21 protein-coding genes are annotated in these 20,500 nt (G+C 65.7%); 10 read left to right on the top strand and 11 right to left on the bottom strand.

The features are described from left to right. Positions 1–197: 197 nt before the first annotated feature. Positions 198–1,820, top strand: coding sequence for a family 43 glycosylhydrolase (locus AB4083_RS08920; protein WP_441607434.1), 1,623 nt, complete (start codon positions 198–200; stop codon positions 1,818–1,820). On the opposite strand, the gene AB4083_RS08915 is transcribed toward AB4083_RS08920, so the two are convergent. After that, a complete protein-coding gene (locus AB4083_RS08915) occupies positions 1,795–2,706 on the bottom strand; it encodes a LysR family transcriptional regulator (protein WP_441607433.1) in 912 nt (303 codons plus the stop codon). The genes AB4083_RS08920 and AB4083_RS08915 overlap by 26 nt on opposite strands. Positions 2,707–2,809: 103 nt before the next feature. Between AB4083_RS08915 and AB4083_RS08910 the strand changes: the two genes are divergently transcribed. Next, positions 2,810–3,880, top strand: coding sequence for an alkene reductase (locus AB4083_RS08910; RefSeq protein ID WP_441607432.1), 1,071 nt, complete (start codon positions 2,810–2,812; stop codon positions 3,878–3,880). A gap of 58 nt (positions 3,881–3,938) precedes the next feature. On the opposite strand, the gene AB4083_RS08905 is transcribed toward AB4083_RS08910, so the two are convergent. After that, positions 3,939–4,394 (bottom strand): winged helix-turn-helix transcriptional regulator, encoded by a 456-nt coding sequence (locus AB4083_RS08905; RefSeq protein WP_441607431.1) that lies wholly within the window; start codon positions 4,392–4,394, stop codon positions 3,939–3,941. A gap of 211 nt (positions 4,395–4,605) precedes the next feature. On the opposite strand from AB4083_RS08905, the gene AB4083_RS08900 reads away from it, so the two are divergent. Then, positions 4,606–5,526 (top strand): alpha/beta fold hydrolase, encoded by a 921-nt coding sequence (locus AB4083_RS08900; RefSeq protein WP_441607430.1) that lies wholly within the window; start codon positions 4,606–4,608, stop codon positions 5,524–5,526. A 31-nt stretch (positions 5,527–5,557) separates the two neighbouring features. Here AB4083_RS08900 and AB4083_RS08895 read toward each other — a convergent pair whose 3' ends face one another. Then, positions 5,558–6,133: a CGNR zinc finger domain-containing protein gene (locus AB4083_RS08895; RefSeq protein ID WP_441607429.1), complete on the bottom strand. Its 576-nt coding sequence runs from the start codon at positions 6,131–6,133 to the stop codon at positions 5,558–5,560. Between the two features lie 105 nt (positions 6,134–6,238). Between AB4083_RS08895 and AB4083_RS08890 the strand changes: the two genes are divergently transcribed. The 4 genes from AB4083_RS08890 (at position 6,239) to AB4083_RS08875 (ending at position 11,521) form a co-directional block, all read left to right on the top strand. Further along, complete coding sequence (locus AB4083_RS08890) at positions 6,239–7,081, top strand: EamA family transporter (protein WP_441607428.1); 843 nt, start codon at positions 6,239–6,241, stop codon at positions 7,079–7,081. A gap of 16 nt (positions 7,082–7,097) precedes the next feature. Next, complete coding sequence (locus tag AB4083_RS08885) at positions 7,098–8,069, top strand: aldo/keto reductase (protein WP_441607427.1); 972 nt, start codon at positions 7,098–7,100, stop codon at positions 8,067–8,069. Between the two features lie 393 nt (positions 8,070–8,462). Continuing rightward, positions 8,463–8,978, top strand: a complete 516-nt coding sequence (locus AB4083_RS08880; RefSeq protein ID WP_441607426.1) for a hypothetical protein — start codon at positions 8,463–8,465, stop codon at positions 8,976–8,978. After that, complete coding sequence (locus AB4083_RS08875) at positions 8,975–11,521, top strand: XVIPCD domain-containing protein (protein ID WP_441607425.1); 2,547 nt, start codon at positions 8,975–8,977, stop codon at positions 11,519–11,521. Before AB4083_RS08880 ends, AB4083_RS08875 begins: the two co-directional genes overlap by 4 nt. Before the next feature lie 70 nt (positions 11,522–11,591). On the opposite strand, the gene AB4083_RS08870 is transcribed toward AB4083_RS08875, so the two are convergent. Then, entirely contained in the window at positions 11,592–12,794 is a 1,203-nt protein-coding gene (locus AB4083_RS08870) for an aminotransferase class V-fold PLP-dependent enzyme (RefSeq protein WP_441607424.1), read from the bottom strand. 127 nt (positions 12,795–12,921) lie between these two features. Here AB4083_RS08870 and AB4083_RS08865 point away from each other — a divergent pair, with 127 nt between their 5' ends. Together AB4083_RS08865 and AB4083_RS08860 are read left to right on the top strand one after the other, a co-directional pair. Beyond that, complete coding sequence (locus AB4083_RS08865) at positions 12,922–13,446, top strand: hypothetical protein (RefSeq protein WP_441607423.1); 525 nt, start codon at positions 12,922–12,924, stop codon at positions 13,444–13,446. Positions 13,447–13,614: 168 nt separating this feature from the next. Beyond that, on the top strand, positions 13,615–14,754 hold the full coding sequence (locus tag AB4083_RS08860; RefSeq protein WP_441607422.1) for a serine hydrolase domain-containing protein: 1,140 nt from the start codon (positions 13,615–13,617) through the stop codon (positions 14,752–14,754). 35 nt (positions 14,755–14,789) lie between these two features. On the opposite strand, the gene AB4083_RS08855 is transcribed toward AB4083_RS08860, so the two are convergent. The 4 genes from AB4083_RS08855 to AB4083_RS08840 form a co-directional block, all read right to left on the bottom strand. Further along, a complete protein-coding gene (locus tag AB4083_RS08855; protein ID WP_441607421.1) occupies positions 14,790–15,485 on the bottom strand; it encodes an ExbD/TolR family protein in 696 nt (231 codons plus the stop codon). 70 nt (positions 15,486–15,555) lie between these two features. Then, a complete protein-coding gene (locus tag AB4083_RS08850) occupies positions 15,556–16,281 on the bottom strand; it encodes a LytR/AlgR family response regulator transcription factor (RefSeq protein ID WP_441607420.1) in 726 nt (241 codons plus the stop codon). Next, entirely contained in the window at positions 16,278–17,372 is a 1,095-nt protein-coding gene (locus AB4083_RS08845) for a sensor histidine kinase (RefSeq protein WP_441607419.1), read from the bottom strand. Before AB4083_RS08845 ends, AB4083_RS08850 begins: the two co-directional genes overlap by 4 nt. Before the next feature lie 62 nt (positions 17,373–17,434). Further along, positions 17,435–17,932: a YybH family protein gene (locus tag AB4083_RS08840; RefSeq protein WP_441607418.1), complete on the bottom strand. Its 498-nt coding sequence runs from the start codon at positions 17,930–17,932 to the stop codon at positions 17,435–17,437. A 176-nt stretch (positions 17,933–18,108) separates the two neighbouring features. On the opposite strand from AB4083_RS08840, the gene AB4083_RS08835 reads away from it, so the two are divergent. Further along, complete coding sequence (locus tag AB4083_RS08835; RefSeq protein WP_441607417.1) at positions 18,109–18,522, top strand: hypothetical protein; 414 nt, start codon at positions 18,109–18,111, stop codon at positions 18,520–18,522. 46 nt (positions 18,523–18,568) lie between these two features. Here AB4083_RS08835 and AB4083_RS08830 read toward each other — a convergent pair whose 3' ends face one another. The 3 genes from AB4083_RS08830 to AB4083_RS08820 are packed head-to-tail and all read right to left on the bottom strand — an operon-like array spanning position 18,569 to position 20,482. Then, complete coding sequence (locus AB4083_RS08830; protein ID WP_441607416.1) at positions 18,569–19,207, bottom strand: paraquat-inducible protein A; 639 nt, start codon at positions 19,205–19,207, stop codon at positions 18,569–18,571. Then, positions 19,204–19,803, bottom strand: a complete 600-nt coding sequence (locus AB4083_RS08825; protein WP_441607415.1) for a paraquat-inducible protein A — start codon at positions 19,801–19,803, stop codon at positions 19,204–19,206. Before AB4083_RS08825 ends, AB4083_RS08830 begins: the two co-directional genes overlap by 4 nt. A 13-nt stretch (positions 19,804–19,816) precedes the next feature. After that, positions 19,817–20,482 (bottom strand): DUF3313 domain-containing protein, encoded by a 666-nt coding sequence (locus tag AB4083_RS08820; RefSeq protein ID WP_441607414.1) that lies wholly within the window; start codon positions 20,480–20,482, stop codon positions 19,817–19,819. Between the last annotated feature and the right edge of the window lie 18 nt (positions 20,483–20,500).

The raw sequence follows: 20,500 nt of genomic DNA, 5'->3' as shown, positions 1-20,500 counted from the left end.
GCCACGCGACTGGAGGCTTCGTCACGCCAGGCGTGACATGCACCTTGTGCTTGCCAAGCTCAAGGCAGGCCGAGCGCATTTGCGATATCCGCCGTCGCTGCTTGCGTTTTTGCGTCATCGGGCCGCCTTGCCGCCCCACGCGCTACTGGCGTCGATACGATTCGGCGCCTAGTGCCCCTTACGAGCGAGACACCGCCATGGTCGACACCCGCCGCCGTCAAACACTGCAACTGCTGCTGGCTGGCGCCGCGTCCGCACCGTTCGCGCTGGAAGCCGCCGGCATCCGCGCAAACGCAGCCGCACCTGCAACCGCAACGTGGCGCCACGGCATCGAAGGCCAGCGCCAGGCGGATCTGGGCAACGGCACTTACCGCAACCCCATCGTCGCCGGCGACCATCCGGACCCGACCATCCTCAAGGACGGCGACGACTACTACATGACGTTCTCGCCGTTCTCCGCCTGCCCCGGGCTGCTGATCTGGCATTCCACCGACCTGGTCAACTGGGCGCCCGTCGTCCCCGCACTGACCAAGCCGATCGGCACGGTCTGGGCCGTGGACCTGTGCAAGCACAATGGCCGCTATTTCATCTATCTGCCCGCGGCGCCGGAAGGCAAGCCATGGTCGATCTACGCCATCTGGGCCGACCGCATCGAAGGGCCATGGAGCGAGCCGGTCGACCTCAAGATCCCTGGCTGCATCGACCCTGGCCATATCGTCGGCGAGGACGGCAAGCGCTATCTGTTCGTCAACGGCATCCGCAAGGTGCGCCTGAGCGACGACGGCCTTGCCGCCGACGGCGAACTGCAACCGGCCTACAACGCGTGGCGCTATCCGGACGATTGGGTGGTGGAAACCTTCGCACCCGAAGGCCCCAAGCTGCTGCGGCGCGGCGAGTGGTTCTACCTGGTCACCGCCGTCGGCGGCACCGCCGGCCCGCCGACCGGGCATATGGTGATCGCCGCACGCTCGAAGTCCGTGCACGGGCCATGGGAGCACTGCCCGCACAACCCGCTGGTGCGCAGCAAAAGCGCCGACGAACCATGGTGGTCGCGCGGCCACGCATCCTTGGTGGAGGGGCCCGCCGGCGATTGGTGGATGGTCTATCACGCTTACGAAAACGGTTTGCGCACACTGGGCCGGCAGACCTTGCTGGAACCGATCGAGTGGACCGGCGACGGTTGGTTCCGCGCACTCGGCGGCGACCTGTCCAAACCGCTGCCCAAACCCAAGGGCGGACGGGCCAGCCGGCATGGCATGACGTTGTCGGGCAACTTCGCGATGCAGCGGCTCGGCATGCCGTGGGCGTTCCACGACGCGACACCCGCCGAGATGCAACGCATCAGCGACGTCGACGGCGGCGGCCTGCGCCTCGCCGCGCAAGGCCAGTCGCCTGCCGACAGCACGCCACTCGTCTGCACAGTCGGCGATCGCTCATACGAAGCGGAGGTCGCGATCGAACTCAGCGGCCACGCGGAAGGCGGCCTGCTGCTGTTCTACAACCCCAAGGCCTTCGTCGGCGTCGGCTTCACGGCGGACGCCATGAAGACCTTCGAGTACGCGCAGGAGCATCCCTGGATCCGCCAGGCCATGCCTACGTCGCGCGTGCGTATCCGGCTCACCAACGAGAAGAATGTGGTGACCTGGCATTACTCGCATGACGAAGGACGCACGTGGACCTTGCATCCCCTGCGCATGGAGGTTTCCGGCATTCACCACAATGTGTTCGGTGGTTTCCTGGCGCTGAAGATCGCTGTCTACAGCGCCCACGAAGGCAGCGTCGTGTTGCGGGACTTCAGCTATCGCGCGCTGGAGGCCTAGCGGCTTCGCCTTGCCCCAGGCGCTCCTTCAGAAACTCGATAAAGCGCTGCACCTTCGCCGGCAGCAAGCGCGTTTCCGTCATCGCATAGACCGGAACCACCACCGAACGCCAGGCCGGCAGCACGCGCCGCAAGCTGCCGTTCGCCACGTCCTCCACCACCAGCGCATCGGACAGGACAGCGATGCCCAGGCCCTGCCGCGCCAGCCGGTGCACCATACCGACGCTGTTGACGCGGATGCGGCCCTGCACGTCGATGCGCTGCACTTCCTCGCGGCGATGCAAGGTCCACTCGTCGGCACGGCCGCCCAGGAAACGCAGGCATTCATGCTTCGCCAGGTCAACCGGCCGCCGTGGCGTTCCCGCGCGCTGCAGATAATCCGGCGCGGCGAACAGCGCCTGCGGTACGCGCGCCAGCAGCCGCGCCACCAGATTCGAGGCGGGCTGTTCGCCCATGCGGATGGCGATGTCGAAGGGCTCGGCGACCAGGTCGACCTTCCTCGGCGTGAGATCGAAATCGAAACCGATGCCGGGATAGCGCGCGGCGAATTCGGGCAGCAGCGGTGCAAGCACGAAGGTGGCGAAATCCACCGAGGAAGAAATACGCAACACCCCGCTGGGCTGCATCAGCATGTCGCCCAGTTGCTCGTGAGCCAGCCTGGCTTCGTCGACGATGCGCTTGCAGCGCTCGTAATAAAGCTGGCCGGCCTCGGTCAGCTCTACCTTGCGCGTCGTGCGATGCAGCAGCCGCAGGCCGATCGCCTTCTCCAGCAGGGAGATCCGGCGCGACAGCGTGGAGCTGGGCATGTCCAGCGTTTCGGCCGCGCGGCGGAAGTTGCGCGCCCTGACCACCTCCACGAACAGGCCCATGTCCTTCAGCAGCTCCACGGCGATTGCTCCATCAGTGGATCAATGTTTTCTATTCTACCGTCTTTATCCCACGACGAGGGTGGCGGAGCATGCGCAGCAACACCCCTTCGAGGATTCCCCCATGAGCCGTTTATTCACCCCCGTCCAGGTCGGCCGCTACACCCTGCCCAACCGCTTCGTGATGGCGCCGATGACCCGCTCGCGCGCCGATGACCACGGCGTGCAGAGCGAGCTGGCCGTGACCTACTACGCCCAGCGCGCCGATGCCGGCCTGATCGTCACCGAAGGTGTCTTCCCCGATGCCGCCGGCAAAGGCTATGTGCGCACGCCGGGCATCGCGACCGAGGCCCAGGTCGAGGCATGGAAGCTCGTCACCGCCGCCGTCCATGCGCGCGGCGGCCGCATCTTCATGCAGCTGATGCATGCCGGTCGCATCTCGCATCCGTCGATGCAACCGGACGGACGACTGCCGGTGGCGCCTTCGGCGATCAAGCCGGCCGGCCAGGCCTGGACCGATCAGGGACAGCAGGATTTCGTCACGCCCCGCGCGCTGAGCACCGATGAGGTCGCGCTGGTCATCGAAGACTATCGCCAGGCCACCCGGCGTGCGCTGGAAGCCGGCTTCGACGGCGTGGAACTGCACGGCGCCTCCGGCTATCTGCCCGAACAGTTCCTTTCCTCCGGCACCAATCATCGCGACGACCAGTACGGAGGCCCGATCGCCAACCGCGCACGCTTCATGCTCGACACGCTGCGCGCGATGGTGGAGCAAGCTGGCAGCGATCGCGTGGGTCTGAAGATCTCGCCCGAGATGAATTTCAACGACATCGTCGACGCCAATCCGCAGGAGACTTACACCTACCTGGTGGAGCAGCTCAAGCCGCTGGGGCTTGCCTACCTGCACGTGGCGCCGTACTCGAAGGAAGTCGATTACCACGCGCTGCTGCGGCCGCGCTTCGACGGCGCATACCTGATCGGCGGCGGCCTCGATCAGGCGTCCGCCGAAGCGGCCCTGGCCGACGGACGCGCCGACGCCACCGTCTTCGGCAGCGCGTTCCTGGCCAATCCGGACCTGCCGCAGCGCTTCCGCCAGGGCGCACCGCTCAATACGCCGGACCGGGCGACGTTCTTCGCACCGGGCGCGGCGGGCTACATCGACTATCCCGCGTTGACCACAGCAGAAATCGCCTGACCGGCACGCACGAGCCCTGGAGCAAATCCGGGGCTCGTGCGCACGCGCCCGGCGGCCGTCAGCGCCGCCGCGCAGGCATCCGCACTTCCGTATCCTCGGGCGCCACATCCCGCCCATCCAGCGCGCGCGGCTGCAGCTTCTCCAGGGGGCGACCGGTCTGCTTATCCACCAGCATGACCCGCGCCTCCTTGCGCTCGAACAGGAAATCCTCGCCCCACTGCCGCAGCGCCACCAGCACCGGGAACAGGCCACGCCCTTTCTCGGTGAGCACGTACTCCTGATACGCGCCGCCATCGGACGCGGCAACCGCCTCCACGATGTCGTGCGCGACCAGATGGCGCAGCCGCGCGGCCAGAATGTTCTTGGACAGCCCCAGGCTCTTCTGGAACTCCCCGAACCGGCGCATGCCGTTGAACGCATCGCGCACGATCAACAGCGACCAGCCGTCGCCGATGGCATCCATCGGGCGGGCGACGCCGCATAGCGAATCTTCCTGGGTAACGCGCTTGACCATGATCGTGTCCAGATCGGCTATCGGCCGATATGGTTGCAAGATAGAACCACGCCTGCTACAAAGGCAATAGGTTTCAATTTGAAACCAACGCCATCGGCCCGAGTGCGCGCGATGGCGTGCCGCTCCTTACGCAAGCGAAAGCATCCGCAACGGGTGAGGCCGAGCCGTGCCCGCGCGGGTTTCCCTTCCCTTCCTTTTTCGAGACCAGCCCATGATCCGCCCAGACGAGACATTCGACGGCAGCTTCCCGTTCGCCCCGCATTTCAGCGACGTCTCCGGCTTCGCCATGCACTACGTCGATGAAGGCCCTAGCGACGGCGAGGTCGTGCTGTGCCTGCACGGCGAGCCCACCTGGGGCTATCTGTTCCGCCACCTGATCAAGGCGCTGCGCGCCACGCACCGCGTCGTCGCCCCCGACCATATGGGCTTCGGCAAGAGCGCCACCCCGCGGGACCGCAGCTACTGGATCCAGGACCACATCGACAACCTCGAACGCTTCGTGCTCGCCCTGGACCTGCGCGGCATCACCCTGGTGCTGCACGACTTCGGCGGACCTATGGGCATGGGCCTGGCGGCGCGGCATCCGGACCGCATCCGGCGCATCGTCTCGGTCAACGGCCCCACGCCGTTCGGCCACCCCGACCAGCGCGAACGGCTGACCGCGAATGCGCCGGAAGCGCCGTGGTTCTCGTGGATTCTGCGCGCCGAAGCCGAGGGCCGCCTCGAAGGCGTGCTCAACGAACTGGGTTACAACATCCTCAGCACGCTCAAGCTCAACGGCTTCGAAAACAACGCGCTGATCGACGACACCTGGTTGCGCGCCTACGGCTCGCGCTTCACCACCCCGGACACCTGCGCCGGCGCGCTGGGCTGGGCGAAAGGCTTCGCGCTTGGCATCCATCGATTCGAAGAGCCCAACGAATCGACCTGGCGCGCCATCCAGGAAAAACCCGCCATCGCGATCTGGGGCATGGCCGACCGCACGCTGCATGCCCGGCATTTCCTGCCGCTGTTCAGTGCGCTGTTTCCTGCCGCGCCGATCCACAAACTCGATGGCGTGGGCCATTACAGTTTCGAAGACGCGCCGGAAGAGATCGAACGCCTGGTGCGTGCATTCCTGCAGCAGCATTGAAACAAGCGCCGCCACCCGACCCGGGTGGCGGCTATCCCTTCGTCCGCTGGTAATACCGCCGCGCCTTGTCGCGACTGCCGCAGTCGGCCATATCGCACCAGCGGCGCTGGCCGTTGCGGGTCTGGTCTTCGAACAGCCAGTCGCAGGAGGGGCAGTAGCGCAGGCGATCGTGGTCGGCGGCGGTGACCAGTTCCGCGGCGTCGAGCAGCAGTGGTGCCAACGCTTCGTGAGGTGTGGCCGGCTCCGGCCAATGCCAGGCCAGGGTATGCGGATCGATCGCCCGCATCTGATAAGCCTTCGCCAATGCCTTGCTGAGTTCCGCAATCGCGGCTTCGGCGGCGGATTCTCCGTGCGCCAACGGACGCAGCACGCGAACCAGCGATTGGCGCGCCTTGTATAGCGGCGCCAGGTCCAGGCCTTTGCCGCGCGGAAAAGGCAAGTCCATCGCCGCGAACCAGCGCCGCGCGTTTTCCGGCAGTGCCAGCCAATCGTGCTCGCGCTCGGTGTCGGGCCAGCTGATGGTGTTCACGAAGTCCAGGCTGGGCCGTCCGCCGATCAGCTTGTAGGTGCCGCCGTAGCCATCGGGGTTGAGGTCGAGTGCGTCCATGCGGCGCATCTTACCATCTATATGGTTTTGACAGGTGAGTTTTGCGGGCGTATAAACCTCACCATCATGAATACAATAGATGGTAAAAACGAAAGCCGGCTGCCGTTGACCGAACGGATCCCTCCGCACGCGTTCTTCGTCGGCAGCGCGATCTTCCATTACCTGGGCCCTTCGTTCGCCGTACTGCTGTTCACGCGCGTACCGGTGGCCGGCGTAGCCTGGTTGCGGATCGTGTCGGCGGCGCTGGTGTTCGCGCTGTGGCGCAAGCCGTGGCGCGCGTTCCTGGCCTCCACGCGCAGCGCCCAGGCCACCATGCTTGCGCTCGGCGGCGTGTTCGCGCTGATGAATTACTCGTTCTACAAAGCCATCGCGGCCCTGCCCCTGGGCACTGTGGCCGCCATCGAGTTCATCGGGCCGGTGACGCTGGCGCTGGCCGGCGTGCGCTCGCGGCGCAATATCGTGGCGCTGGGCCTCACGGCGGCTGGCGTAGCGCTGCTCACCCACATGCGTTTCGGCGGCGCACCGGAGGCGTTCTTCTGGGCGTTTGCCAATGCCGCGCTGTTCACGGCGTATATCGTGCTGGCGCATGCGGTATCCCGCGCCGATCCCGCCACCAGTCCCATCGACCGCCTGGGCGCCGCGATGATCGTGGCCGGCGTGGCGATCTCGCCGCTCGGCTTGCGCGACGCTGCACCCGCCTTGCTGGACCCGATCGCACTCGGCGCCGGCCTGGCCGTGGGCCTGAGTTCCTCCGTCATCCCCTACGTATTCGATCAGCTCGCGATGGCGCGGCTGCCACGGGCGACTTACGCGCTGTTCGTGGCCCTGCTGCCGGCCACCGCTGTGATCATCGGCGTGCTGGTGCTGCACCAGCTGCCGACGCCGGTCGAGATCCAGGGCGTGGCCCTGGTGGCGGCAGGCGTCGCGCTGCACCGTCCGCCGGCCTGAGCGCGAGGTGCACGCCATGCAATACGTCAAGCTCGGACGCAGCGGCCTGAAGGTATCGCGCCTGTGCCTGGGTGCCATGAGCTACGGCAACCCGCAGGCCAAGCCGTGGATCCTCAGTGAGGAGCAAGGCCGCCCGATCCTTCGCCGCGCGCTGGAACTGGGCATCAACTTCTTCGACACCGCCGACATGTATTCCGGCGGCGACAGCGAACGCGTGCTCGGCCGTGCATTGCGCGACTTCGCGCGGCGCGAGGAAGTGGTGGTGGCCACCAAGGCCTACTACCCCACCGGCGCGGGACCGAACCAGCGCGGCTTGTCGCGCAAGCATCTGCTGCATGCCATCGATGCCTCGCTGACGCGGTTGGGCATGGACTATGTCGACCTCTATCAAGTTCATCGCTGGGACGACGACACGCCGCTGGAGGAAACCCTGGAGACGCTGCACGACATCGTCCGCAGCGGCAAGGCGCGTTATGTGGGCGCGTCGAGCATGTACGCGTGGCAGTTCCAGAAGGCCTTGATGACGGCCGAGCGGCACGGCTGGACACGCTTCGTTTCGATGCAGAACCACTACAACCTGGCGTATCGCGAAGAAGAGCGCGAGATGCTGCCGCTGTGCCGGGATGCGGGGATTGCAGCGCTGCCGTGGAGTCCGCTGGCGAGAGGCTTTCTGGCGCGACCGCGGAATAAGGCCGCTACCGTGCGCGCCGAGAGCGATGCGTTCGCGCAGGCGTTGTATTACAGCGAAGACGACTTTCGAGTGGTGGATGCGGTTGCGGAGTTGGCAGCAGAACGCGGCATGGCACAAGCGCAAGTTGCGCTGGCGTGGCTGCTGCATCGGCCCGGAGTGACGGCGCCGATCGTGGGGGCGACGAAGATGGAACATCTGGAACAAGCGATGGAGGCATTGGCGCTGCCCCTCACCCAAGAAGAATGCGCGAGGCTGGAGGCGCCCTATCGGCCACATCGGGTGTTGGGACATGACTAGTTCAAGCCACCAGACCTGGCCACTGGCCCACTCGGCAGGCCAAGAAAGCAGGAACTTGCGAATGTGATGAGCATCGCACCAAGCTGAAAATGCCCGGCCCCGCGCCCCGGCTCCACCGCACCGCTCTCGCCCGGAACCCGCAACAGCACTAGCTTCCAGGCAAATCCCTGGTCAGTGGCACAGCGTTGCACTGCCCCCGCCGGCGGCGTACCTTCCTGCTCCAGGCCGGCCCAAGGAACCGCCGCCCCCCGCTTGCAGGAGGCGAGCCCCATGCTTAGCGCAGCTCTCCCTGATGTTCAGACGGAAACCTCGTGTGCGACCGAGGGCGCACGCTCGTGTCTCCGTTATCTGAAAGCAAGCCACTGACCCGCCGCACCCACCGGATCAATCGCCATGTCATTCACTCCATTGCGCTTCGAAGCTAACGACGGCTCGGCCGTGGATCGGCAGCACGGCATCGAGATTTTCGAATCGCGCACCCTGCCCACCGGGAAACCAGGCGAAACGGAATATCAGTTCGGCGTCTATCAAGGCGAGAACCGTTTCGGCTTCGGCTGCAATGGCACACAGCAGGTCGCGCATGACGGTGACCGCACGCAGCGCACCTTCGTACTGGACCTCGGGCAAGACACCACCCTCGATTGGGCGCTCAAGCTGAAGGGCTGGCTCGCGTTCCCGGGCGACGACCTGAGCTTTCTGTGGGGACTGGCCGACGGTTTGATCAAGACCTACCAGGATCGGACCGACAACTACGACGAAGACGTGCGCTACGAAGTCGTGATCGCCAAGGACGCCCTGCAACGCCACGGCATGGCGGCACCGCAGGGTGCCACGCAGGAATCCGACGGGCAGATCCTCGTCGCGGCCATCGACATCCCGATGCATCCGCTGTCCGGGGTGCAGTCATGAGCACGCCCCCATTCGTGTTCGAAGACGTGGTGCGCACCACCATGGGCGGCGCCACCAATGCGCAAGGCAACAAGCTCTCGCCCGCCGAGATCGACAAGGTGATTGCCTACCTGAAATCGCCCGGCTCCGGGGTCGATGCCACCCACAGCTACGCCGACTATGTAACCAAGGAGATGGCGGCGCATCCGCCCAAGCTGCCTGCGGGTGTCGATTATGTGGCGTTCTCGGGTACCGACGCTGCGAACAAGAGCAACTACAAGAATGCCTCCGAGTACGTCGCCGACACCAAGGGGCGCGCGGACATCATCGGCCACACGCCCTGGGGCGAGTACATCGAAAAGTGCAAGGCCACCGCCGAGTTCAAGACGGTCGACCGCGGCTTCACGCGCTACCTGGCGTCCGAAGGCATCGAGGTCTACGGCAAGAACACCGGCGGCGCCCTGCAGGACATGATGTGGAACGCCGGCAGCGCACCGTATATGGAGAACGCCGTCCACAGCGGGCGTCCCATCGTGGCCTTCGTCGAGAATGCCCCGCCGAATCGCGGATTCTCCAACTTCGAGTTGCCCGAGGCGCTGAAAAGCCCGAAGACCATTGTCAACGGCCATCCGATCAGCGACTTCGGCCCCAACCCGCTCGCTTTCGCCAGCAAGTCCGCCGGCGATTTCCAGAAGCTCGAACAGTCGTTGGCCGACGGCACGCTCAAAGCCAATGGCCAGAAGGTTACCCTGGCCGAATTCCGCGCCGACGTCCGCCTGATCGACGGCTACAACGCCGCGCAGAAAACCGTCTTCGGCCAGCCGCTCAGCGACTTCTCCAAACTCAAGTTCGAACAGATGTCCGGCGCCAGCAAGGCATGGAACGTTTCGCACACCGGTGTCGTCGCGCATCCGCCGGCCGAACCGCGGGTCGGCGAGGCGCGTACCAAGGCCACCGAGCTGCACCCGCCCACCGGGCCGCCCAAGAGCGTGATCGGCGAGGGCGAAGTCAATCTACGGATCCGCCCGGGTGAGGCCGCCAAGGGCGCGGCTGGCGGCGAAGTCGGCGTCGGCGCCATGGCCAAGGGTGCGCTCGGCGTGGTCGGCACCGCTGCGGTGCTCTACGACGCCGCGCATACCTCCTCGCGCGCCGCCGATATGCGCCAGCAGGGCAACGTGGTCGGCGCCAACTCCGAGGTCGGCCACTTCTACGCACGCACCGGCGGCATGCTGGCCGGCGCCGAAGCGGGAGCGGCCGGCGGTGCGCTGGTGTTCTCGGAGACCGGGCCCGGCGCGCTGATCGCCGGCGGGCTCGGCGGCATCGTCGGCGCGATCGGCGGCGAGAAGCTGGCGCAGGCCATCGACTACCACCACATCTACAACCAGACGGACCAGCAGGGGAATCACTGGCATTTCGATCCCAAGCAAGCGGACCAGGGCTGGACCCGCCTGCACCCGACCGGCGAACTGGATTTCGAGGCCATGCGCTACAGCGAAGGCATGCCGGTGCAGAAGCTGGAGAAACTGACCGCCGACCCCGCGCTCAAGAACCAGCTCGACTACAAAGCCTCCAACGTCGCGATCGGCCTGACCCTGGCCCATCCGCCGACCCCGCGCGATCCCTACACGATCCCCGCCAACGAGCACGACACGCGCAGCCTGCGCGAAGCGCCGTGGACACGTAGCGCCGAAACGCACCAGTGGAGCCGCACCATCGCGGCCGGCCTGATCGACTACCGCGTGATGGATTACCGCACCGAAGTCGCCAGCCCGCAGCGCGCCGCCGAACTCGAACGCAGCTCGCGGCAGATCGTGGCGGACAACCTGACGCATTCGGCGCAGCACATCGCGCAGGACTACAAGACCGCGTACGAGCAACGCGGCTGGAACCAGTTCGGCGGCGTGCCGCCGGTGGTGACCAACACGCTGAAGACGCAGGGAAGCGTGCTGGAAGCGTCCGATGGCCACACCTATACGCGCGATGCCAAGGGCCAATGGAATACGCCGGGGATGATCTGGGGTACGAATGCGGCGGACGGCAATATCCGCGAGGAGCTCAACACCACGCGGCAGGCGCAGCAAGCCGCCGGAGCCCATACGACGCCGCACATCACACCGACGACAACTCCGATCACCGCACCGGCATCGCCAGCGCCACCGCTGCGCCTGGACGATCCGAAGCACCCCGATCACTCGCTGTTCGACCACACACGTGCTCAAGTAGCCGCACTCGATCAGAAGCTGGGCCGCAAGCCGGACCAGCACACCGACAACATCACCGCGGCGGTCGTCGTCCAGGCCCGGGCCGATGGCCTGAGCCGGATCGACCAGGTGGCGCTGAGTGCGGACCACAGCAAGCTATGGGCGACGCAAGCCACGCCGGGTGCGAAAGATCATTTCCTCGACCGCCAGACCAGCGTGCCTACCGCCGCGGCCAACATACCGATGGAGCAAAGCGCGGCGCAGTGGCCGAAGGCGATGCAGCAGTATCAGGAGACGCAGGCGCAGCAGTCGCAACAGCCGCCAGCGCAGCCGAATCAGCAGCAGACCGGGCCGGGGCGATAACGGCAGCGATACCGCTTGCGTCGAAGCACGCAACGCGTACCCGGCAAAGAGGTCGGGTACGTTGCAAAGGCTAGTCGGCCATCAGCCATGCCGCGCAGCGCTCCACATCCTGGCCCGAATGCCAGCCATGAAATGCGATGCGCAGATAGCCTTCCCGAATGCTGGTGCCGATACCGCTCGCTTCGGCGTCTTTCAGCAAGCGATCGAAACGCTCGGCAGGTGGGACGAAGGAAAGGATGGATCCCAGGCGGCCTGCCTGGATCAGATCGCCCAGCCGCGTTGCCTCGGCCATCCATCTCGTAGAGCTCATCAACTTTGCCAACAAGGCTCGCTGCAAACGCATCACGTGAGCCTGGATGGCCGGGGCACCGCCATGGTCGAGCAAGACCTGGATCGAGCTGGCCAGGGCCGCGCACGACAGGATAGAGCGACTTCCCGCCTCCAACCGGCGCCCATCGGCGGCCCATGGCGAGCTTGCCTTGGCTTGCGTGCCGCCTTGCGAAAACGCGTCCGGCGCCGACAACCACGTGCCTACCGGCATCAGCTGTTCGCGAAAAGCGGCATCGGTCCATAGCAAACCCTGCCCTTGCAGACCGAGCAACCCCTTATGCCCACCGGTGGCGAAAGCGCTCACGCCTTCGAACGACGGCACCGCCGTGCCGGCACCCTGGATGCCATCGACCACCAGATGGACACCTCGCTCACGGCAGCCTCGTCCCAGCCTGGCAAGGTCGAGGCGAAGTCCGTCCTGGTAACGCACCCAGGACACGGAGACGACGCGGGTATGAGGGGTGATGGCGTCGAGCAACTGCTGTTCGGGCTCGATACCCGCACGCGGCGGCACGGCAGCGTTGACCACCTGGCCGGGCCACAACGCCACCTCCCGGCAACGGACGCCTCGCGACTCCAGCGCCAGCCAGGGCAACCGGTTGCTGGGAAATTCGCCCACCGGGATAAGCACCTCGTCACCCTCTTTCCACGGGTAGCCAAGCGAGACCGCTTGCAGCCCGGTCGAGGTGCAGGTGGTGAGGCTGATATCGCTTATATCCACACCGAACAGTGCGGCGCCGGCCTGGCGCAGAGAGTCCTGGATATCGAGGAAATCCTCGTTCCAGCGCAGCGACCAGGGATGCCGTTCGGTATCGAGGAGATTGGTGAGCTGCTGCACCGCAACCCGCGGAATCGGGCCGTCCTTGCAGTGGGAAAGCCAGAGAGTATCGGGCGAAAGGTCGAACAGATCGCGGGGAAGCAAAGCAGGGATGGCAAGCGTCACGACTCGGGTTTCCTCAGCGAAATTATCCCAACGCTGGCGCGGCACGCCCCGTTGTGAGTGCAAGATGATACTCGCCGTGGGCCCTTCGAAGAGCGCTATGCTTGAAGCACCACAGGGGAGAACAGGCATGGACCGGCCAGTCACGCTGACGTTCAAGACATTGAATGAGTGCATTGACGACATACCTGAGCACCCTGGCGTCGCCGTAGGATTATCGACCAGAGAGAAGTACGGCTATGCAATATCCTTACTCGCGGTCGCCCTTTTCTTTCTCTCCATGAAGGTGCTACCGGATAAGCTCTACACGCTCGTCATTGCCTGCTTCCTTCTCCTGGTGGAACTGGTTGCCGTTGCGGCAACTCTCATACCGAAGTGGCCACCACGCTTCCCGAGCTTCCGCTCAGAACGGACCGAATATGCGGAACAGCTCGATTACGATTTCGCGCATTACGGCGGGCTGATTTCGTGGATCACGGGCTTCCCTCGCGATCAGATCGCGGACATGGCCGACTATGCCGAGAGTGGCCTGGCTGTACTGGCTTTGCCTGATCAGCATAGGCACGAGGCATCGTGGGAAGTTTCTGGAGATCGCACTCAAGCGCGCACTGGTCGTCAAAGACAGGCAGGCCGCGGAAGACATGGTTGCGGATGAAACTGCACCGAGCTCCAGCCCCTCAGCAGCAACCGCGATTGCGTAAGCCATGGCACCCGCCATGACCTCCGACACAAGGCTACGCAGCGACCATGAGGGACCATGGCCCCAGCCAACCCTCGGTTGCCACCGGAGCAAGCCATGTCGCCATGCCATCAAGCCACGCACTTGATCGGCCTCGCCGCGCTGCTCTGCGCCACTACGCTATGTGCGGACGAGGTGTCCAAGCCTTTCACAGCGAGTGACAACCCCCGCCACTCCGCTCTCGACCGCGCCGTCGACACCGCAGCCACCGACTACTTCCACAACCGCTGCCACGTCGGCCTGTCCCTCGTCGCCGTAACGCGGCAAGGCCGCTTCTTCTACGACTATGGCGCGACCAGGCCGCACGGCGACACGCTGCCAAACCGTCACAGCATCTACGAAATTGCCTCCGTCACGAAGACCTTCACCGGTGCGCTCGCCGCGCGAGCCGTCGAGGAAGGAAAGATGCGCGTAGACACGGACTTCCGCCCCTATTTACCGGGCGACTACGCCAACCTGGCCTGGCAGGACAAGCCGGTCACGCTGGCGACCCTGATCACGCATCGCTCCGGTATGCAACGCGACATCCCCGACTCGGACGCGATCTTCGCCAAGAAAGATTTCAACACCCTGCCCGACGAACTGATCGCACTGCAGAAAGGATTGAATCGCGACACCCTGCTCTCGTCGCTGCACGACATCCACCTGCGCAGCGCACCGGGCAGCACCGAGGCCTATTCCAACGTCGCTTACCTGGTGATCGGCCTGGGATTGGAGAAAGTCTATGGGCAACCCTTCGAGACCTTGATGCGCCAACGGCTGCTCACGCCCTTGGGCATGAACGCCACCGGCTTCGCCGTGGCAGGCGCCGACCGCGCGCGCCTGCTGCAAGGCTTCAATCGAGAAGGCCGCCTGATGCCTTACCACCTGCGCAACGCCGGCGCAGCGTGGGGCCTGTACTCGACCACCGAAGACATGGCGAAGTACGTGCAATGGCAGCTCGATGCAAAGGACCCGGTCGTGCAGCGCATCCGCCAACCCTTGGTCGGCACCGCGCGGGAAGGCGTAGCCATGCCGTGGAACCTGGCCTACGAAGCCGGTCAGCCAATGCTCGCGCACGGCGGCGGCAGCGGCGGCATGTCGAGTCAGATGGTGCTGTTTCCGGCGCAGGACGAAGGTTTCGCCCTGTTCGCCAACGACACCTGCGAAGGCACCGAAAGTGCGCTGAAGACCATCGCGGTGGCAGTGCATAACGCGACCGGCGCCGGACACAAATCACCCTGACGCGGCCGCGGCATGGCCGAACGCCAGCCAGGCGCCTATCGGCAAGCCAACTTCGACGGCTGCGGGCAATTCGGCGTGGCTATCGGATGTTCCGGCGGAGCAGGCTGCAACTGGCGCACAAGCTTGCTGCCTTGCCCGAAATCCACGATACGGCGCGGCCCGTTCGCCGCGAGCACCGTCAACACGCGCCGGACGCTTCCATAAGTCGTGAGCTGATCGACCTTGAGCTCGATCGGCGTACCCGCCCCCCGCGGGTAGCCCGGCACGGCCGACAGTTTCAGCCACTCGCCGATAGCGCGTTCATCCACAGGCGTGTCATCCAGGGTCATCCGCCCATCCGCGTCGATGGACAGGATATGCGGACCTGGCGGTTGGATATCGGCCGGCACCAACCTGGATAGCACCAGGGCCTGCCCGTTCTGGTCGATGGCATAGCCGATATCCGGCATCCGCTGGCGCCACGCCTCGGCCATGGCTTCATCGACCACCGCAAACGGAATGCTGTCGTCAGCGCCGATGCGGACAGGAGCTTGCGGGTTGAGTACCAGGGCCAGCCGCCAGGGGTCCTGCCACCGCGTCAGCCTGGATCGCCGCTCATCGATATCGACGATGCCGCCTGTCTCGAACCAGAGCAGGATCGGCCGCGGCTGCGCCGTTTCCTCGGCGCGCTGGCTGACGGAATGGCCAAGGCCAATCGCCAAGCCGCCCACGACGAGCAGCAGCACGATCAAGCCCCATGCCAAGACGTTCCTGACCACCGTGCTCCCTTCCCTGCATCCGGTATTCGCCGATCCTACGCCATCACCGGCTCGCCAGTGCAGCATTCAATTGATCGATATACGTCCGGCTGACCCGCAGCGGCGTCCCGTCGCGCAAGCGCAACAGGCAATCGCGGTTGACCAGCGGCTCCAGCTCGGCAATCCGGTCCAGCTTGACGATCGCCGAGCGATGGATGCGCACGAACTGCGCAGGGTCCAGCCGGCCGGCCAATTGATGCAAGGGTTCGCGCAGCAGGTGCACGCGCGGCCCCACGTGCAGGCCGGCGTAGTCGTCGCTGGCTTCGATCCAGTCGATCTCGTCCGCATCGATCACGGCGATGCGCTGGCCGGTGCGCACGCTGAAGCGCCTGGCATAAGCCACCGGCGCCGCCTCGCCCACGCCACGATGGCGAAACGCCGCGCGCGCCCGGTCCAGTGACTCGCGGAAGCGCTCGTCGTCGATCGGCTTGAGCAGGTAGTCCAGCGCCTGGATCTCGAAGGCGCCGACCGCGAAGTGATCGTAGGCGGTGAGCAGGATGGCCAGCGGACGCTCTGCCGGCGGCAAACTGCGCAATGCCGCCAACCCGTCGAGGCCGGGCATCTGGACGTCCATGAAGACCAGGTCCGGCCGCAGCGCTGCCATGCTCCGCACCGCTTCCTCGCCATCCGCGGCCTCGCCCACCAGTTGCATGTCGGCATGCGCAGTCAAGCGCGCGCGCACGCCGCCGCGCGCCAGCGGTTCGTCGTCGACCACCAGCACGCGCATCATGCGCTGAGCGCTTCCGCGCCGCGGGACGGCGGGGCAAGGCGCAGCGGCAGGCGGATGCTGACGCGGCAGGAACCATCGTCGGCCAAGTGCAGTTGGAAGTCATGCGCTTCGGGATATAGCGCAAGCAGCCGCTGGCGCACGTTGTTCAAACCCAGCGCGCCCGAGCGGCCGTTGCGTTCGCCGTGCGCGTCACTCGGCGCCACGCCATCGTTGCGCAAGTCGATGCTCAGCCAGTCGTCCTGCCGCTCGACCTGCAGCGCCAGCGTGCCGCCTTCCACGCGCGGGGCGATGCCATGGCGAATCGCGTTCTCCACCAGCGGTTGCAGCAACAGCGGCGGCAGCAGCGCATGCAACACGCCGGCGCCGATGCGCGTATCCACTTTCAGGCGGCGGCCGAGGCGGGCTTTCTCGATATCCAGGTAATGCTCGGTGGTGCTCAGCTCCTCCGCCAGGGTCACCTCCCGCGCATCGCTGCGTTCCAGCGAATCGCGCAGCAGATCGCCCAGCCGCGCGAGCATGCGCGTGGCATCCGCGCCGCGGCCTTCGGCCACCAGCGAGGAAATGCTGTTGAGGGTGTTGAACAGGAAGTGCGGTTGCAGTTGGTATTGCAAGGCGCGCAGTTGCGCTTCGCGCGCGAAACGGGCGGCTTCCGCCTCGCGCAGCCGCGAATGCTGCAACTCGGTGTAATGCAGCACCAGCGCATGGATGGCACAGAACGCGATAAGCGCCAGCCAGCAGCCGTCCAGCCCGGTGAAGATGCGCTGCAGCGGCAACGAAGGCACCAGCCCCAGATGCAAAGCGGCCAAGCCGCCGATGCCGTTGTTGATCACCGACGGCACATAGGTCGCCACCGACAGCACGCCCACCGTGGCCCAGGCCGACGTACGCCGCTGCCATAGCCTGCGCTGCAATGCGCTCAGCGGCACGATCCAGAACAGGTAAGCCACCGCAAAAAACGCCCGATAGGCGCCGGCATACGCATGCCCCAGCTCGGGCAAGGCCATCACCGCCATGCACAAGGTGATCGGCAGACCCGCCGCGAGCGGAAGCCAGAACGGTGGAACGGCAGGTCGCGTCGGCGAGGCGTGCATGGCTTTCGTGCTCAGAGGGTGCGCCGGTCCGTCGCCGGCTACGGCGCACCCTAGCCCGAAGCTCAGCGCATGTCATCCAATACCACGGAATACAGCATGGCGCTGATCTTCCAGCCATCCGGCGTGCGCACCAGCTGCCAGGTCTCGGCGCCGTGGTTGGTGGGCTTGCCCGATTGCAGGAACACGTAATCGAAGTACACCGTGCCGATGGTGCCATCCGTTTCGATACGCACGTTATCGAAGGTCTCTTCGATCGGCTTGGTCGCCTTGCCCACGAACTGCGAGAACTTCTGGTAGTCGTCCGGCATCACCTGCCTGGCGTTGGGCTCCCTGGTCTTGACCTTCGCCCAGGAGGCATCGTCCAGGGACTGAAACCAGGAACCACCGGGCATGAACAGCTTGGCCATGCCCTCGCCGTCATGGGCCTTGATGGCGGTCTTGAACTGCTCCACCAGCTGCTGGATCTGGGCACGGGCTTGGGGGACGTTGGCGGCCTCCTTGGCATGCACGGGAGCCAGGGACGCAGCGAGCAGGAACAACGCGGGAAGCAGGGGTTTCACGGCAACTCCGGATCGGCGGGGGTGCCGCGATTAAGCCGGCTTCGAACAGACGCACGCCAGCGGAATGCGGCGATACGTGCGGGCCGTGCGGCGAGCCGTGAGCGGCTGGCGGAAAGGGCCGGCCAGCGGGAATATAGGCGGACCATCCATTGGCAACGGCTGAAGGATCACCGCTCATGACGGCTCATCGATACGCCGCACGGATACACCACGTGCTGGCGACCGCCCTCGCGGCACTGCTGTGGAGCAGCGCAGGCATGGCCACGTCGCCGGCTGACGAACCCGAGAACAAACCCTGGACGCCCACGGCCGCCCTGGTCGCCGAGGTCGAACCGCAGTTGCGCATGCCCAGGGACACAGTACTCGGCAACTACGCTCGCTATTACTACGGCGAGTACAGCGATGGCCACCGCCTGCTGTTCGGTACCTTCGTCCGCAAGGGCATCAGGGGCCAGGTCGCCGGCGTCAAAATCGTCGCGACATCGAAGGACGTGCCGGGCATCCATGACGGCAGCTGCGCGCAGATCAATGTGGTCTACGACGCGGATATGAAGCAGGTGCTGTTGATCCGCTGCAATGGGATGGCCTGAATCGCTGCCTGCGCCAGCGGCATACACCGGACATAAGTCCGATCGCTCAAGCCGCGTCCTCCCCACCCCCTTCATCCCAGATCAGCCGCGCGTCGAAACTCTGCGTCGCCAGCATCGTCAGCACCACCGACATGCCGAAGAACAAAATACCCGCGCGCGGCTGGATCTCACCCAGCGCCTGGAACTGCACCAGGCTGACCAGCAGACCAACCACCAGCACGTCGAGCATCGACCAATAGCCCACGGCTTCGAGCCAGCGATAAAGCCTGGCCCGCGCGCGCCTGGCCCAACCGTTGGCATGGCGCACGGTCAGCAGCAGGAAGGCCAGGGCGAGATATTTGACACCCGGGATGAGCACGCTGGCGACGAACACCACCAACGCCATGCCATACGAGTCATCGCGCCACAGCTCCGCCACGCCGCCCAGGATGGTCGCCGCGTGCTCCACCTCGCCGAGCGCACGGATATCCATCACCGGCAGCAGATTCGCCGGCACATAGAAGATCAGCGCGGCGATCCACAACGCCCAGACGCGTCCGAGCCCGCCGCTGAAAGGCGGCTGCAGTTCGGCGCGGCAGCGCGGGCACAACGACCTGCCGCCGGTTTGCAGCGGCGCGGAAACCACCAGCCCGCAGACGCGGCAACCGAGCATGCCCAGGCGCCACGCGCGTGGCCGCGAGCTCACTCCGTCGCCTCCCACAACCAGCGTGGATCGCCCTTGGCGGTGACGGCGGTGACGCCGATCAGCGCGGCCATCGCCCACAGGCCCGGGCCGATCGCCACCTCGGCCATGCCCGCCAGCTTGATCGCCGCCACGGCCACACCCAGCAGCGCCACGTCCAGCATGCTCCATGGCCGCAGCCAATCCAGTGCCTTCATGGCGGAGCGAAAGCCCGGCGCACGCCGCCCGTGCCATGCATAAGCCAACACCCAGCCAAGCAGAGTGATCTGCGCGAATGGCGCCACGATGGCCACCGCCACCGCCGGCAATGCCAACGGCGCCCAGGCGCCATGCACCAGCGCAGCGGTGGCCTGCCACAGCGTGGCGTCGTTGCGGTAGGGCTGCAGTCCCACGCTGATCACCGGAAAGATATTGGCGAGCACGAACAGAATCGCCGCCGCCGCCGTGAGCGCGACCCAGCCGTTGATATCGAGCCGCGCGGCGCGGTGCAGCACCGCGTCGCATTCGCCGCAGCGTGCCACCTGCCCCGCCGCGAGCGCGGGGCGGCGATACACGGCATCGCAATGCGGGCAGACGATCAGGGAAGGATGCGTGCGCATGGCCCGGCCCCGCTCATTGCAGGTTCTGCAGCAGGTTGTCGGCGCCCTTCTGGATGCCGGTCCTGGCCGCGCTCATGGCGCCGAACGTGGCCTTCATATTCATCGCGTTCGGATATTGCTTGTCGACATAAGCCTTGAGCAGGCGCTGCGACGAGGCGTCATAGATTTCCACCGCGTAGCTGACCGAACCGGTGAACAGGCCTTCCCTGCCCCGCACCGCCTGCACCGCGTTGTACGGCGCACCGCCGATATCCATCCTGGTAAAGGTGCTGATGAAAGTAGTCGAGGCGCGCGCGCCGGTCAGCGTGACGCGGATGCGCAGCGTGTCGCGCCGCGGCTCGGACACCTGCGCATAGCGTTCGCGCAGCTTCGCCTGGAACTGCTCCTGCATATAACCGGCCAGCGCCTGCCTGTCCTGCTCGGCGACTTTGCCGAACTGCTGGTCCTGGCCGCGATAGATATTCACCGGATCCAGCACGAAGCTGCGGTACTGGCTCCAGTCCACCCGCGTGTCGTACACATAGGGCTGGTGGCCGCGGTGCGTATCCTCATTGGGGCGCAGATAACCGGAGGATTCGATGCCCTGGTAAGGCATCGGCCGCGTGGTGGCGCAGCCGGCCAGCGCCAACACGGTAGCGCAAAAAAAGATGGCGCCGGGCGCCTTGAGGTGGATACGCATAGTCCCTTCCTGTGCATG

Source organism: Dyella sp. 2RAB6 (genome assembly GCF_052115385.1).
Lineage (GTDB): Bacteria > Pseudomonadota > Gammaproteobacteria > Xanthomonadales > Rhodanobacteraceae > Dyella_D.
The sequence above is the reverse complement of the archived record's forward strand: the minus strand, read 5'-3'. Positions and strand labels throughout refer to the sequence as shown.